The organism is Achromobacter sp. JD417 (assembly GCF_041879325.1).
GTDB lineage: Bacteria > Pseudomonadota > Gammaproteobacteria > Burkholderiales > Burkholderiaceae_B > Achromobacter > Achromobacter mucicolens.
Genome location: NZ_CP087159.1, coordinates 489,110 through 503,554 on the forward strand (window position 1 = coordinate 489,110; position 14,445 = coordinate 503,554).

The window sequence follows — 14,445 nt, forward strand, 5'->3', positions numbered from 1 at the left end:
CTTGCGAGATCAAGATCACGTTTCTGCCTGGAGCGTCCCCTGTGCTCCCGGTGCAATCGAATTCGTGAAGCCGCGCGTGAATCCACACCCAGGATGAACCAACGATGCACACGGATTCTTGCTTGGCGTTGCAACATGAACATTCGACTCGAAATCGAACCGACAAGGCGCGCGGTATTGCGCTCAAGCTTTGTTTTGGCCTGTCTCTGATCTCTCTTGGCATGTCCCCGCATCCGGCCGCACGCGCCTTGATCGTTGGCGAGGCGGGGGTGGGCGGCGCAGGTGGGGCTGCCAATGGCGGCAATGGCGGCGATGGCGGGGATGGCTTTGCCGCCCTGGATCTCACCACGTCGTATACGACCTATGACGACATTGAAGGGGAGCCCGGCGGAGGCGGGGGCGGGGGGGGCGGAGGCGGGCAAGGGGGCTATGTGGGCGGCGCAGGTGGCGCGGGCGGCAATGGCGGGCACGGCATCGTGATCTCGGGTGATGGCGTGGTTTTGCATAACGACGGCTACTCTATTAGCGGCGGCAAGGGGGGGGGCGGTGGAGGCGGGGGCGGCGGTAGTTTCAGTCAGAACATTGTCAGCGACGGCGGCCGCGGTGGTGACGGCGCGGGGGGGACTGGTGGCGGCGGTGGGGGCGGCGGCGGCGGCGCGGCGGATATCAACCCCGGCGGGATCGATGGAACGGGCTACGGCGGCAATGGCGGCAATGGGGGAGAAGATGGTATGCCGGGTGGCGGTAATCCGGGGTATGCAGGTGGCGGTGGGGGTGGCGGCGGCACCTACACCAACGGCGGGTCGCAGGGCGATGGATTATCCAGCCCAATTCCGGGTGTAGGCGGATCAGGCGGTATCGCTGGCGGTGAGGCCGGCGTCGATGGTGGCATAGCGGACACAGCAATTTGGGCCGGGGGCGGTGGAGGCGGCGGGGCGGCTGGCGGATCGGGCGGCGCCGGCGGGGCGGGCACCACATTCTCCGGTGGCCCCCCGGGCGGCGCCGGCGGCAACAGCGGTCACGGTGTCCACGTCACCGGCGCCAACTCCGTGATCATCAATTCGGGCACGATCTCGCAGGGGCCGGCGAACCAGAACACTGCCATCAAGTATGCGGCGACCGCCCACGATTCCACGCTGGTCCTGCAAGCCGGCAGCGAGATCAACGGCCTGGTCGACGCCACGGAGTCCGGCGGCAAGAACACGTTCAGGCTGGATGGCGGCTCGGCGCTGGCCTTTGACGTCAGTCTGATCGGAAGCGGTGCGCAGGCCCAATACCTGGGCTTCAATGCCTTCGAAAAGACCTCGGCAGGAACCTGGACGCTGACGGGTACGCCAAGCCAGGCGCTCATGCCCTGGACGCTGTCGGGCGGGTGGCTCGCGATTGCCGACGACGCCAGCCTGGGCGATGCCGCCGTCGCCCTCACGTTTGATGGCGGCGGGCTGCAACTGGATGCCAGTATGACGACGCAACGCGACATGCAGTTTGTCGGAGACGGCGCGATACGTACGGCGGACGGCACGGTCTCCGTGATGGAGGGCGCGATCACCGGATCGGGCTCGCTTACCAAGACCGGCGCCGGGACGTGGATCATCGGCAGCGACAATGCCTTCGCCGGCGCAACGCTGATCGACGATGGCGTGCTGCAATTGGGCGCGGGCCAGGCCGTCGGATCGTTGGGAGCGGGCGCGATCGAGAATAACGCCGCCCTGGCGATAGACCGCGCCGACGCGGTCATCCTGTCCAATGCCATATCGGGTACGGGCGAGCTGTGGCAGGCCGGTTCGGGCACGACGACGCTGACCGGGCCGCTCACCTACACCGGCATCACACGGGTGGACAACGGCACGCTGGTCATCGATGGCACGTCCTTGGGTCACGCCGACTTTGCGGTTGCCCGGGTCGTGGGGGCGGGCGATGCCGGCCTCGGCCTGGCCAACGGCACACGGCTCGATGGCTGGGTGGATGGACCGAATCTTTCCATCGACGCGACCAGCAAATGGAACATCCTGACCGATGCTTCCAACCCCGCTTCCAACCCCGCGCAAGCCAACAACCTCAGCACTGTCAACGAACTTCGGCTTGAAGGCAGCGTCGCCTTTGCGCCGCCCGCAGAATGGACCAACGATGCCATCGGTCGCACGTTCACCGCCAGCAATCTGGCGGGCGGCGGCGGTGAAGTGCAGCTGCACATGATTCCAACCTCCGCCGGCACCGTGGATTACCTGACCTTGAACGCGGGGGCGACGGGGCTGACGAATCTGACGCTCAACACCGACAGCGGCTTCGGCGATCCGCTCCATGGAAACGGCTTTCTGGTGGTCAAGGCGGGCGCCAGCACGGACAACGCGTTTCAGCTGACGCCCGGCCAGGCGCCGCGGGGCGGGGCGTTTCGCTATGTGCTGTCGCATGGCGCTCAGGATGGCTCGCCGGCACTTGCCAACAACTGGTACCTGATCAGCGAGGTCCGCCCCGAGGTCTCCATTTACTCGCAGCTTGGCGGGCAAGCGCTGCGGCAGTCCGAATTGGCGGTGGGCTCCTTCAACGAGCGCATGGGCGCGACCGAAACGTTGGCTCGGAAGGTGTACCCGTATGCCTGGGCCAGAACGCTGGGCGGATGGGAGAACCGCGATGGCGCGGCGCGCGGCATTCTGCAGTCGCAAGTGGGAAGCCGCACGATGCTGGGGGGCCTGCAGGTGGGCACGGACCTCTTTGTGACCAACAAGGGCATCCGCCGCAACAGTCTGGGCGTGTTCGGCACTGCATTGGTTTCGCGCGCCGACGTGGATCATTACCAGGCCTCCACGCGATCGACCATCAATGCCGGCCGCAGCGACCAGACGATGTATGGCTTGGGCGCGTATTACACGATGATGGATGGCAAGGGCGGGTACGTCGACGTCGTCACGCAGATCAGCCGCTATGGCGTGAAGACCCAATCGAGCGGCGCCGACGGCATGTCGATGCAGACGTCGGGATGGGGCGCGGCACTGTCGGCCGAGGCCGGCAAGGCGTTCGACATTGGCGACGCGTCTAGTGGGCTTCGACTCGAACCGCAGGCGCAGGTGATGGTCCAGCACGTCAAGCTGCGCGACGGCGATGATGACCTCGGTCAGGTTGCGCTGCCGGCATCGCGTGCACTGCATTCGCGCGTGAGCCTGAAGCTGTCAAAAGCCTGGGGCGAGCAGGACGATGCGCGCAACCACGGCTGGCTGATGCTGAGTTACCGGCACACACTGGGGGAGTCGTCCAGCGAATACCAGACGCTGACGCAAGGCGACATTGCCTTCGAGAACAAACTGGACGGATCGCGTGTGGGACTGTCGGCAGGCTATGACCGGCGGGCGGGCAAGAACACGTTCGTCAATGTGCAGCTGAACGCCGAGCAGGGCTTGGGCGGCGCGTCGGGCTTGCGCGCGGTGGGTGGCTCGTTGGGGATCAAGCACCTGTTCTAGCGTTCGCGGGTCCGCGTCTTGCATGACCCACCCTGTAGCGGCCGACGTGCTGGCGTCGGCCGCTCTCGGATCAGTCGGATTCTACGAGGGCCGGTGATGATTTTGGCCGCTTGCGAGCCAACTGAGTAAACGTACTCTCGGCGAATCCAAGGCGCGTACGGAACACTGATCGCGCCGACGAGAGGATTCCAGCAAGCGCTCAACACCCGCAGTCCACGTCGCGCGATGTGATTAACCGGATTATTCCGCGCGTAGCCGGCAAGCCCGGTGTTCCACGTTCTTGAAACCTCAAGCAGATGATTTTGCCTGGCGCGGCTACGCGCCGGGTGTAATCGAAATTCGTGAAGCCGCGCGTGAATCCACACCCAGGATGAACCAATGATGCACACGGATTCTTGCTTGGCGTTGCGACATGCGGATTCGGCTCGAAATCGAATCGACAAAGCGCGCGGCATGGCGCTCAAGCTCTGTTTTGGCCTGTCTTTGATCTCTCTGGGCGTGTCCCATCCCACCGCACACGCCCTGATCATCGGTGAGGCGGGGACGGGCGGCGTGGGCGGGGCTGCCAATGGCGGCAGGGGCGGGGACGGCGGGGATGGCATTACCGCCCTGGACATCACAACGTCTTATACGACCTATGACGACATCGAAGGGGCCCCGGGCGGCGGCGGTGGCGGCGGCGGGGGCGGTGGACGCGGCGGCGTCGTGGGCGGCGCGGGAGGCACGGGCGGCAATGGCGGGCACGGCATCGTGATCTCGGGCGACGGCGTGGTCTTGCAGAACGACGGCTACTCGATCAGCGGCGGCAAGGGCGGCGGCGGTGGGGGCGGCGGCGGGGGCGCTTTTCATGCCACCACGGTCAGTAATGGCGGTCGAGGCGGTGACGGCGCGGGAGGCGTGGGCGGCGGCGGCGGGGGCGGCGGGGGCGGCGGCGCGGACGTGAACTTTGGCGGCCCGAACGGCTCGGCGTTTGGCGGAGATGGCGGCCATGGGGGAGCCAATGGTTCGCCCGGCGGTGGCAATAGCCATGGCCCAGGGGCCAGTGGATATGCTGGGGGTGGCGGCGGTGGCGGTGGCACATACACTCACGGAGGAACGCCGGGCCAGGCATTACGCGAAAGCCAGGTTTCGGGCGTGGGCGGCGTGGGCGGCGTCACCGGCGCCGAATCCGGTGTGGACGGGGGCGTTGCCAACCCTGAAGCGGCCGAAGCGCTGGCGCTGGGGCTGAGTCGGGATGAAATTGATGCCGTCCTGGACGGTTACGGCGGCGGCGGCGGTGGTGGCGGCGCGGCCGGCGGATCGGGCGGCAACGGCGGGCCTGGCAGCTACAACGAGGGCGGCCCGGCGGGCGGCGCCGGCGGCAGGAGCGGTCACGGCGTCTACGTCACGGGCGCCAACTCCGTGATCATCAATACGGGAACGATATCGCACGGGCCGGAGAACCAGGACACCGCCATCAAATATGCCGCGACCGCCCGCGATTCCACGCTGGTGATCAAGGGGCAGGGCGGCTGGGACAACCCGGACAGCCAGATCATCGGCCTGGTCGATGCCACGGAATCCGGCGGCAAGAATACGCTTGTTCTTGATGGCGGCTGGGACTCCCGTTTGGATGTCGAGAGCAACGCCTTTGATGTGCGTCTGATCGGAAACAGCGCGACCGGGGCGGCGCAGTATCTGGGCTTCAATGCCTTCGAGAAAACCTCTGCCGGGACGTGGAAGCTGACAGACTGGACCGACCCGGCGGTTCAGACGTCCTGGACCCTCTCGGGCGGGTGGCTCGCGATTGATCACGATAAGAGCCTCGGCAACCCGCAAGGCCTGCTCACCTTCAACGGCGGCGGGCTGCAAGTGGATAGCCACATGCAGATGTATCGCGACGTGCATTTCGCGGGAGACGGCGCGATCCGTACGGCAGGCCCTGATCTGCCAGCGGGGTTGCAGCCGGACCTGCATATGAGGGGGAATATCACGGGTTCGGGCACGCTCACCAAGACGGGCGCTGGCACACTGTTCATCAGCGAAGACAACCATGCATTTTCTGGCCCCGTCGTGATTGAAGAGGGCGTGCTGCACCTTGGCATTGGAGGGCTCTACGACGGCGGGTCCCTGGGCGCGAGCGCGATCGAGAACAACGCCGTCCTGGCGATAGCTCAACGCGACGGTTGGTTCTCCAATGCCATATCGGGCACGGGAGAGCTGCATCAATTGGGCGGCACCACCACGCTGACCGGGCCGCTCTCCTATACCGGCATGACGCGGGTGGACAATGGCACGCTGGTCATCAATGGCACGTCGCTGGGCCAGGCCGATCATGCGGTGGCCCGGGTCGTGGGGGCGGGCGGCGCCGATTTGCATCTGACCCACGGCGCCACGCTGGATGGCTGGGTGGATGGACCGAATCTTTCCATCGACGCAGCCAGCAAATGGAACGTCCTGACGGATGATTTCAACCCCGCGCAAGCCAACAACCTCAGCACCGTCAAAGAGCTTCGGCTTGAAGGCAGCGTCGCGTTTGCGCCGCCCGCGGACGGGACCAACGCGTCGATCGGACGAACGTTCACCGCCAACAACCTGGTGGGCAGCGGCGGCGAAGTGAAGTTGCACATGATCCCGACCTCGGCCGGCACCGTGGATTACCTGACCTTGAATGCGGGGGCGACGGGGCTGACGAACCTGACGCTCAACACCGACAGCGGCTTCGGGGATCCCTATGCCGGCAACGGCTTTCTGGTCGTCAAGGCCGGCGCCAGCACGGACAATGCGTTCCAGCAAACGCCCGGACAAGCCCCGCGGGCCGGCGCGTTTCACTATGTGCTGACGCATGGCGCGCAGGATGGCTCGCCGGAACTTGCCAACAACTGGTACTTGATCAGCGAGGTCCGCCCCGAGGTCTCGCTTTACTCGCAGCTGGGCGGCCAAGCCCTTAGGCAGTCTGAGTTGGCGGTGGGCACCTTCAATGAGCGCATGGGCGCGACCGAAACGCTGGCCCGTAAGGTCTACCCATACGTCTGGGCCAGAACGCTGGGGGGCTGGGAAGACCGCGATGGCGCTTCGCGCGGCATCCTGCAGTCGCAAGTCGGAAGCCGCACGACGCTGGGTGGCCTGCAGGTGGGCACGGACCTGTTCGTGACCAGCAAGGGTATCCGCCGCGACAGCCTGGGCGTGTTCGGCACCGCATTGGTTTCCCGCGCCAACGTGGATCACTATCAGGCCTCCACGCGATCGACGATCAATGCCGGCCGCAGCGATCAGACGATGTATGGCCTGGGCGCGTATTACACGATGATGGACGGCAAGGGCGGGTACGCCGATTTCGTCACGCAGATCAGCCGCTATGGCGTAAAGACCGAATCGAACGGTAGGGAAGGCATGTCGATGCAGACGTCGGGATGGGGCGCGGCGCTGTCCGCTGAAGCCGGCAAGGCGTTCGACATTGGCGATGCGTCCAGCGGGCTTCGACTCGAACCGCAGGCGCAGGTGATGGTTCAGCATGTCAAGTTGCGCGACGGCGATGACGACATTGGCCAAGTGGCGCTGCCGGCATCGCGTGCGCTGCATTCGCGCGTGAGCCTGAAGCTGTCAAAAGCCTGGGGCGAACAAGTTGACGTGCGGAACCACGGTTGGCTGATGCTGAGTTACCGGCACACGCTGGGGGAGTCGTCCAGCGAATACCAGACGCTGACGCAAGGCGACATTGCTTTTGAGAACAAGCTGGACGGATCGCGCGTGGGGGTATCGGCGGGCTACGACCGTCGGGCCGGCAAGAACACCTTCGTCAATGTGCAACTGAACGCCGAGCAGGGATTGGGCGGCGCGTCGGGCATGCGCGCAGTGGGGGGCTCGATGGGGATCAAGTATCTGTTCTAGCGCTCGCAGATCAGGATTCTGCGGATGACCGATCCCGCAGAGGTGCGCTGGCAAGGCGCGCCAAGCCAGTGAATCGCCCGCCCCGCATGCATGCGGGGCGGGCGATTTGCGTTGGCTAGTCGTCCAGTGAAGGCACGGTGCCGATCTGCATCAGGATGCGCGGCGATTCCATGTCGCCGGTTTCCTTGTCGATCATCACTTCGTAGGCGGCAACGCCTGCAAATTTGGAAGCCATGGAATTCGCGATGCGGATGGCTCCGAATTCGCTGCTGGCCGGACGGATTTCCCCGGGGGCGACGCCATTGGCGGCGGCGCGATAGGGAACGACGATGTACTGAACGAGATGAGCAGCTTCTGACACAGGAATTCTCCCCTGGACGACAGTTTTTCGGGCGAGCGAAATGTATCACGTCGCACTGTGTTTTTGTACAGTATTTTTGCGTAGGTCGTCCAGATATTTTCGCGGCGTGGCGTTGCCAGCCTTTGCCGGCATTGCAGGAAAACCCCTAGCGCTTGCCCATTGCCCACCCTTCGTGGCGCGCTTAGTATTTTCGAAAATCCTCGGCGTTTTATAAAACCAGGGGCACGACATGGAAGCGAACCGCTACGACGCTTACCGCGAGGACACCGCGGGCCGCGCCAATGTGGCCGACTCGCCGGAGCGGGTGGCCTACTACCAGGAACTGGCGCGGCTTGAGACGGGCGCGTTGTGGACGGTGGCGAACAAGATCGAGCCGTGGGCGCCGCGGTCGGCGTCGGTGCCCGTGGTCTGGCGTTACCGGGACCTGCGCGGTCATGTGTTGCGCTCCGCCGAGCTGGTGTCCCCCGAAGAGGCGGGCCGGCGCGTGATCTACCTGAACAACCCCGGCCGGCAGGACGTTGCCGCGGCGGTGGGCTGGCTGTATTCCGGATTGCAGGTAATGAAGCCGGGCGAGCTGGCCACCGCACACGCGCACACGCATTCGGCGCTGCGCTTCATCATGGAAGGGCAAGGCGCGTACACGGTGGTGGACGGCCACAAGATGACGCTGGGCGCGAACGATTTTGTGCTGACGCCCAACGGCACGTGGCACGAGCATGGCGTGGCCGAGGACGGCACGACCTGCATCTGGCAGGACGGCCTGGACATTCCGCTGGTCAATGCGCTGGAAGCCGGTTTCTATGCCGTGCATCCCGACCTGAACCAGACCATCACGCACCCGGTGGACGACACCAGCGGCGCGTGGGGCGGCGTGGCGCTGCGGCCGCAGGTGTCCGGGTGGACCAAGCCGTATTCCCCGCTATTCAAGTACGAATGGGAGCCTACGTACGAGGCCCTGCGCCGCTATGCGCGCACCGCGCCGGGCAGTCCCTACGATGGCATCCTGCTGGAATACGTGAATCCGGCAACGGGCGGCGCGGTCATGCCCACCATCGGCGCCAGCATGCAGTTGCTGCGCCCGGGCGAACACACGCAGGCGCACCGGCACACCGGCAGCTTCATTTATCAGGTGGCCAAGGGCAGCGGGTTTTCCATCATCGACGGCAAGCGTTACGACTGGACCGAACGCGACATTTTCTGCGTGCCTTCTTGGGCCATTCACGAACACGCGAACCTGTCGTTCAACGATGACGCGTGCCTCTTCTGTTTCAACGACCTGCCCGTCATGCGCGCGCTTGCGCTGTACCGCGAGGAAGCGGTAGAGGACAACGGCGGCCATCAACAGCTGATCTAGTTTCTGAACGCATGACGCCGCGCCGCGCCGGCCGGTTCCACCCCCCTTTGACCTTCTGGAGTTTCCGATGCGCCTCGTGACCTTTCGCGCCCATCCCACCGCCGCCGCCCACCTGGGCGCGCTCGTGGACGGCTATGTGATCGACCTGTTCCTGCTGGGCCAGGAAGGCGGGGTGGACCTGCCCGGCGACATGCTGGAGTTCATCGACCTGGGGCCGGTGGCGGTCACGCAGGCGACGCGCCTGTTGGACACGTTTCGCGGCAACTGGCCGGTGGGCACGGCCCTGCCGCAGGAGAACGTGAAGCTGCTGGCGCCCATCCCGCGTCCACGCAAGAACATCTTTGGTATCGGGCTGAACTATGTGGAGCACGTGGCCGAATCCAGCCGCACGCTGGACACTTCGGCCGACCTGCCCAAGCAGCCGGTGATATTTTCCAAGCCGCCCACCACGGTGATCGGGCCGGGCGATGCCATCGAGCACAACGCAAGGATCACGCAGCAACTGGACTGGGAAGTGGAGCTGGCCGTGATCATCGGGCGGCGCGCGTCGCGCGTGGCCGAGGCCGACGCGCTGTCTTACGTGTTTGGCTACAGCGTGATGCTGGACATGAGCGCGCGCGATTGCCGCCGGGCAGGGCAGTGGATCTATTCCAAGGGGCAGGACACGTACGCGCCGTTCGGCCCGTGCATCGTGACCGCCGACGAAATCCCCGATCCGCAGGTGCTGGACCTGTGGCTGACGGTCAATGGCGAAAAGAAGCAGGGCTCGAACACGCGCCACATGCTGTTCAAGGTGCCGTTTTTGATTTCCGATATCAGCGCCGGCATCACGCTGGAGCCGGGCGACATCATCGCCACCGGCACGCCGGAGGGTGTGGGGGCCGGGCGCAAGCCGCAGGAATTCCTGTGGCCGGGAGACGTGGTCGTGGCCTGCGTGGAAGGCATCGGCACGCTGCGCCATCCGGTGGTGGCCGTCTAGGAGCACAACGCTTGAAACCCAGAATCAAGGCCCCGCGCGAGGATGCGGCCGCTGACGGCGCCGCTGGGGTCGAAGACATCACGCTGTCCGAACACATCTACCGGCAGTTGCGCCGCGACATCATGCGCGGCGCGTTTGCGCCGGGCCAGTCGCTGCGGCTGGAACTGCTGCGCCAGCGCTACGGCGGCAGCTTTTCGCCGATCCGCGAGGCGCTGAACCGGTTGCGCAGCGAACGCATGGTGCTTACCACCACGTCGCGCGGCTTTCGGATCGCGCCGCTGTCCGTGGAAGAAATGCGCGATGCTTGCGAAACCCGCATCCTGATCGATTGCGATGCGCTGCGGCGGTCGCTGGCCAACGCCGACGACGCCTGGGAGGCGCGGCTGGTGGGGGCGTTTCATGCGCTGTCGCTGGCGGCCCGCCGGGCGGACGCCGCGCCCGGCCTGGACCCGGATCGCGAGGACGCGCTGGAAGCCCGGCACCAGGAGTTTCATCAGGCGCTCATCGGCGCCTGCCGCTCGCCCTGGCTGCTGGACCTGTCCGCGCAGCTATACGCGCAGACGGAACGCTATCGCCGGCCGGCGCGCGCCCAGGCCGTGGCGTACGGCCATGAACGCGACGTCGACGACGAGCACCGCGCGCTGCTCGATGCCGCGGTCGCGCGCGATGCCGGCCGCGCGGCCGCGCTGCTGGCCGCGCACTACCGCGAGACGGCGCAGGTCATCGAGCGCATCCTTACCCAGCCCGAGGGCCAAGCCGCGGCCTAGCGTCGTGATGCCGTAAGCTTGTCGTCCATGGCAGACCTGAAACTCCTGGAAGACCTGATCGCGCTGGCGCAGACCGGCAGCTTCGTGCGCGCCGCGGAACTGCGCCACGTCACGCATCCCGCCTTCGGCCGGCGCATCCGCGCCCTGGAGGCGTGGGCAGGCACCCCGCTGGTGGACCGCCAGCGCCTGCCGGTGACGCTGACGCCCGAAGGCGAGACGCTGCTCAAGACCGCCACGCAGGTGATCGAACAGATGGGACTGGTCCGCCATCGCATCCGCAGTTCCGGCGCGGGCGGCGAGGCCGTGCTGCGGATCGCCACGGGACGCAGCCTGGCGCGCACGCTGGTGGCCGACTGGATTGCCCGGCTGCGGCACCGCACGCCCCGGGTGCTGACCGACGGCACGCAGGTGGAGCTGTCCACCGCCAAGACGCAGGACCTGGTGATCCGGCTGGAACAGGGCAGGGTGGACATGTTGTGCTGCTATGAGCATCCGGTGCTGTCCGTGCCGCTCAGCCCCACGCGCTACCGCTACATGACGCTGACGACCGACAAGTTGGTGCCGGTCAGCCAGATGGACGCACGCGGCCAGCCGCGCTATCAGCTGCGTCAGGGCGGGGCGCCCGTGCCGATGATCACCTACACCGGCGGTCTGGCGATGGAGCGCATCGTGGGGGACCGGCTGGAAGCCATGCCGTACTCGCTGACGCCCTTTATGCGCAGCGATTCCCTGGATGCGGCGCATGGCGCGGTCGCCAAGGGCGTGGGGGTGGCGTGGCTGCCTTGGTCCATGGTGGCGGCGGATTGCCGCCGCGGCGCGCTGGCTGCACTGGGCGGCCGTAGCGATGAGATCGCCTTTGAAGTCCGCCTGTATCGCCCGCGCGCGCGCCTTACCGACCTGGCGGAAGCCGCCTGGGAAGCGACGGCCAACCGCAAGGCATAGAGGCAGGGCGGAAACTGGATTGGCACAATGATGTGCCTGTTCGGCACGATATACCCCTGGGTCGCGCCTGAAAATAGCCCTCGAAATTCAAACGAGACGGCTCCGCCGTCCATTCACAGTGCCCCAGGGAGAAAAACATGAAATCCATCTTGCATCCGCTGCGCGCAGCGCTCGTATCGTTGTGTGCCGCCTCGGCGCTTGCTGCTGCGCCCTCGGCCAGCGCCGCCGATTATCCGGAGCGCAGCATTTCGCTGGTCGTCGGTTACCCCGCAGGCGGCAGCGTGGACCTGACCGCGCGTCTGTTGGGTGAAGAACTGGGTAAACGCCTGGGGCAGACGGTCGTGATCGAGAACGTTGGCGGCGCCGGCGGCACGATCGGCGCGCAGCGCGTGGCGCGCGCCGCGCCAGACGGCTACACCCTTTTGCTGGCCTCCACCAATGAAATGGTGATCGCTCGCATGATCAACACCGCCGTCAAGTACGACGGCGCCAAGGACTTCACGGCGCTGGGCATCGTGGCCTCGCAACCGATGCTGCTGGCCGCCAGCAAGAACTCCGGCGTGAAGACCGCCGCCGAATACCTGGAAAAGCTCAAGGGCGCCGCGCCCGGCACGTTCAACTACGGTTCTTCGGGCGTGGGCACGACGCTGCACCTGGCGGGCGAGATGATCAACCAGGCCACCGGCACCCGCGCCGAACACGTGCCTTACCGCGGCGTGTCGCCGCTGGTCACGGACCTGATGAGCGGCCAGCTGGACTTCGGCATGCTCGTGCTGTCCTCGGGGCTGCCGCAGGTCCGCAGCGGCAACATCGTCGCGCTGGGCCTGACCGAGAACAAGCGTTCGCCCGCAGCGCCCGAGATTGCGCCGCTGGCCGCCACCAAGGGTTTCGAGTCCGTCGACATCAACCTGTGGTTTGCGCTGTACGGCCCGGCAGGCCTGCCCGAGCCGGTCGTGGCCAAGCTGCGCGCCGCGCTGGATGAATCGCTGAAGTCCGACACCTTCCGCGCCAAGATGCAGGACGCGGGCGGCGAAGTCGCCAAGCCGGGCGTGGATCCGGTGGCCTTCCAGGCGGAAGAGACCAAGAAGTACGCCGCGCTGGTCAAGGCCGCCAAGATCGAGGCGCAATAAGGCCGCACGGCACATCACGACATCGAAAGACCTTCGCAGCACACGGATATCACCATGCAATTCAAGCTTCCCGTTCCCGACCTCGCCACCGAGCGCGCAGGCAATACCGACACGCCCGGCGTGTGGCACTTTGATTCGGGCGTCCCGGGACGGGCGCTCATGGTGAGCGCGCTGGTGCATGGCAACGAGCTGTGCGGCGCCTGGGCGCTGAAGGACCTGCTGGCGTCGGGCCTGCGGCCGCGCCGCGGCAGCCTGACGCTGGCCTTCTGCAATCTGGATGCGTTCGACCGCTTCGACGCGGCGAATCACGATGCCTCGCGATTCGTGCAGGAAGACATGAACCGCGTCTGGAGCGCCGAGCGCCTGGACAATCCCACCACGCCCGACCGCCAGCGCGGCGCGGCGCTGCGTCCGTGGGTGCGGCGCGCCGACTGGCTGCTGGATCTGCATTCGATGCACGAGCCGGGGGCGCCGCTGCTGTTGACGGGGGTGTTGCCGCGCAATGTCACGCTGGCCCGCCGCCTGAAGGCGCCGCAGCACGTCATCGTGGATGCCGGCCACAAGGACGGCGTGCGCATGCGCGACTTCGAGCACTTCGGCGATCCGGCCCGGGAAGACGCCTGCGCGCTGCTGATCGAATGCGGCTTTCATGGCGACCTGTCTTCGCGCGAGGTGGCGCGCGACATGGTGGCGCGGATGCTGGTGGAGTCGGGCGTGGCGGATCGGTCAGACCTGCCCGAAGGCTGGCTGCTGCCGGACCCTGCGCAGCAGCGCGTGCTGGAGGTGACTGACGCCGTGGTGGCGCCGTCCATGAATGTGCGTTTTGCGTGTCCCTGGTCGGGACTGGAGACGTTCGAGAAGGCCGGATCGCCCATCGGCTGGGCTGACGAGCAGCCGATTGTCACGCCCTACGACAACTGCACGCTCATCATGCCGTCGCTGCGGCAGTTGAAGCCCGGCGTGACGGTGGTCAGGCTGGCCCGCGACTACGCGGGCTGAGCGGACCGCAGACTTCCGCGGTCCTTTACTTCCAGGGTCTTTACTTTTGCGGCGTGTAGCGTAGCTCGTCGAGCTGGTAGCCTTGCGCCGTGGCGGCAGCCAACGCCTTGTCCAGTTCTTCCTTGGGCAGTTGCGGCGAGCGCGACAGGATCCACAGGTACTTGCGGTCGGGCGTGCCGACGACAGCCCAGCGGTACTCCGGATCCAGGCCGATCACCCAGTAGTCGCCCTTGAACGGTTTGAAGAACGTGACTTCAAGCTTGGCGTTGTTGCTGCCTTCAACGACGGTGGCCGTGCCCGAGGCAGAATCGATATCCCCGTCCTTGGTGCGGCAGCGATTGTTCACGCCGATCGTGCCGTCCGGATGCGCGGTGTATTCCGCCGTGGTGTCTCCCACGCAATTGCGTTGGAAGAACATGGGGAAGTTGGCGATTTCGTACCACATCCCGACGTAGCGTTTCAGGTCTACGGATTCCACGGTCTGCATGGGGGGCGGCGCGGCGTGGGCAATGCCCGCCACACTGGCCGCCAGGGCCAGCAGGAATGTTGCGGTGCGGCGCATGAAGAAAACCTCCTGATGTGACTGGT

At 66.1% G+C, this 14,445-nt stretch carries 10 protein-coding genes; 8 read left to right on the forward strand and 2 right to left on the reverse strand.

Features of this window, described 5'->3' with window-relative positions; genetic code table 11:
* Positions 1-1,049: 1,049 nt before the first annotated feature.
* Together LN047_RS02235 and LN047_RS02240 are read left to right on the forward strand one after the other, a co-directional pair.
* The gene (locus LN047_RS02235) at positions 1,050-3,455 is read left to right on the forward strand and encodes an autotransporter outer membrane beta-barrel domain-containing protein (protein ID WP_373981075.1); all 2,406 of its coding nucleotides are present in this window, start codon (positions 1,050-1,052) and stop codon (positions 3,453-3,455) included.
* A gap of 378 nt (positions 3,456-3,833) precedes the next feature.
* Complete coding sequence (locus LN047_RS02240) at positions 3,834-7,325, forward strand: autotransporter outer membrane beta-barrel domain-containing protein (protein ID WP_373981076.1); 3,492 nt, start codon at positions 3,834-3,836, stop codon at positions 7,323-7,325.
* Between the two features lie 115 nt (positions 7,326-7,440).
* Here the strand turns inward: LN047_RS02240 and LN047_RS02245 are convergent, their stop codons facing one another.
* A complete protein-coding gene (locus LN047_RS02245; protein WP_056327580.1) occupies positions 7,441-7,686 on the reverse strand; it encodes a hypothetical protein in 246 nt (81 codons plus the stop codon).
* Positions 7,687-7,915: 229 nt separating this feature from the next.
* Here LN047_RS02245 and LN047_RS02250 point away from each other — a divergent pair, with 229 nt between their 5' ends.
* From LN047_RS02250 to LN047_RS02275, 6 genes are all read left to right on the forward strand, one after another.
* Positions 7,916-9,040, forward strand: a complete 1,125-nt coding sequence (locus tag LN047_RS02250; protein WP_373981077.1) for a cupin domain-containing protein — start codon at positions 7,916-7,918, stop codon at positions 9,038-9,040.
* Between the two features lie 67 nt (positions 9,041-9,107).
* Positions 9,108-10,019 carry a fumarylacetoacetate hydrolase family protein gene (locus LN047_RS02255; RefSeq protein ID WP_373981078.1) on the forward strand — a complete coding sequence of 304 codons (912 nt, stop codon included), beginning with the start codon at positions 9,108-9,110 and terminating at the stop codon, positions 10,017-10,019.
* 11 nt (positions 10,020-10,030) lie between these two features.
* Positions 10,031-10,786 carry a GntR family transcriptional regulator gene (locus tag LN047_RS02260; protein WP_373981079.1) on the forward strand — a complete coding sequence of 252 codons (756 nt, stop codon included), beginning with the start codon at positions 10,031-10,033 and terminating at the stop codon, positions 10,784-10,786.
* Positions 10,787-10,813: 27 nt separating this feature from the next.
* Positions 10,814-11,728 (forward strand): LysR family transcriptional regulator, encoded by a 915-nt coding sequence (locus tag LN047_RS02265; protein ID WP_373981080.1) that lies wholly within the window; start codon positions 10,814-10,816, stop codon positions 11,726-11,728.
* 137 nt (positions 11,729-11,865) lie between these two features.
* Positions 11,866-12,858, forward strand: coding sequence for a Bug family tripartite tricarboxylate transporter substrate binding protein (locus LN047_RS02270; protein ID WP_373981081.1), 993 nt, complete (start codon positions 11,866-11,868; stop codon positions 12,856-12,858).
* A gap of 54 nt (positions 12,859-12,912) precedes the next feature.
* The gene (locus LN047_RS02275) at positions 12,913-13,857 is read left to right on the forward strand and encodes a succinylglutamate desuccinylase/aspartoacylase family protein (RefSeq protein WP_373981082.1); all 945 of its coding nucleotides are present in this window, start codon (positions 12,913-12,915) and stop codon (positions 13,855-13,857) included.
* A 40-nt stretch (positions 13,858-13,897) separates the two neighbouring features.
* Here LN047_RS02275 and LN047_RS02280 read toward each other — a convergent pair whose 3' ends face one another.
* Positions 13,898-14,419 (reverse strand): lipocalin family protein, encoded by a 522-nt coding sequence (locus LN047_RS02280; protein ID WP_056327573.1) that lies wholly within the window; start codon positions 14,417-14,419, stop codon positions 13,898-13,900.
* Positions 14,420-14,445 lie beyond the last annotated feature (26 nt).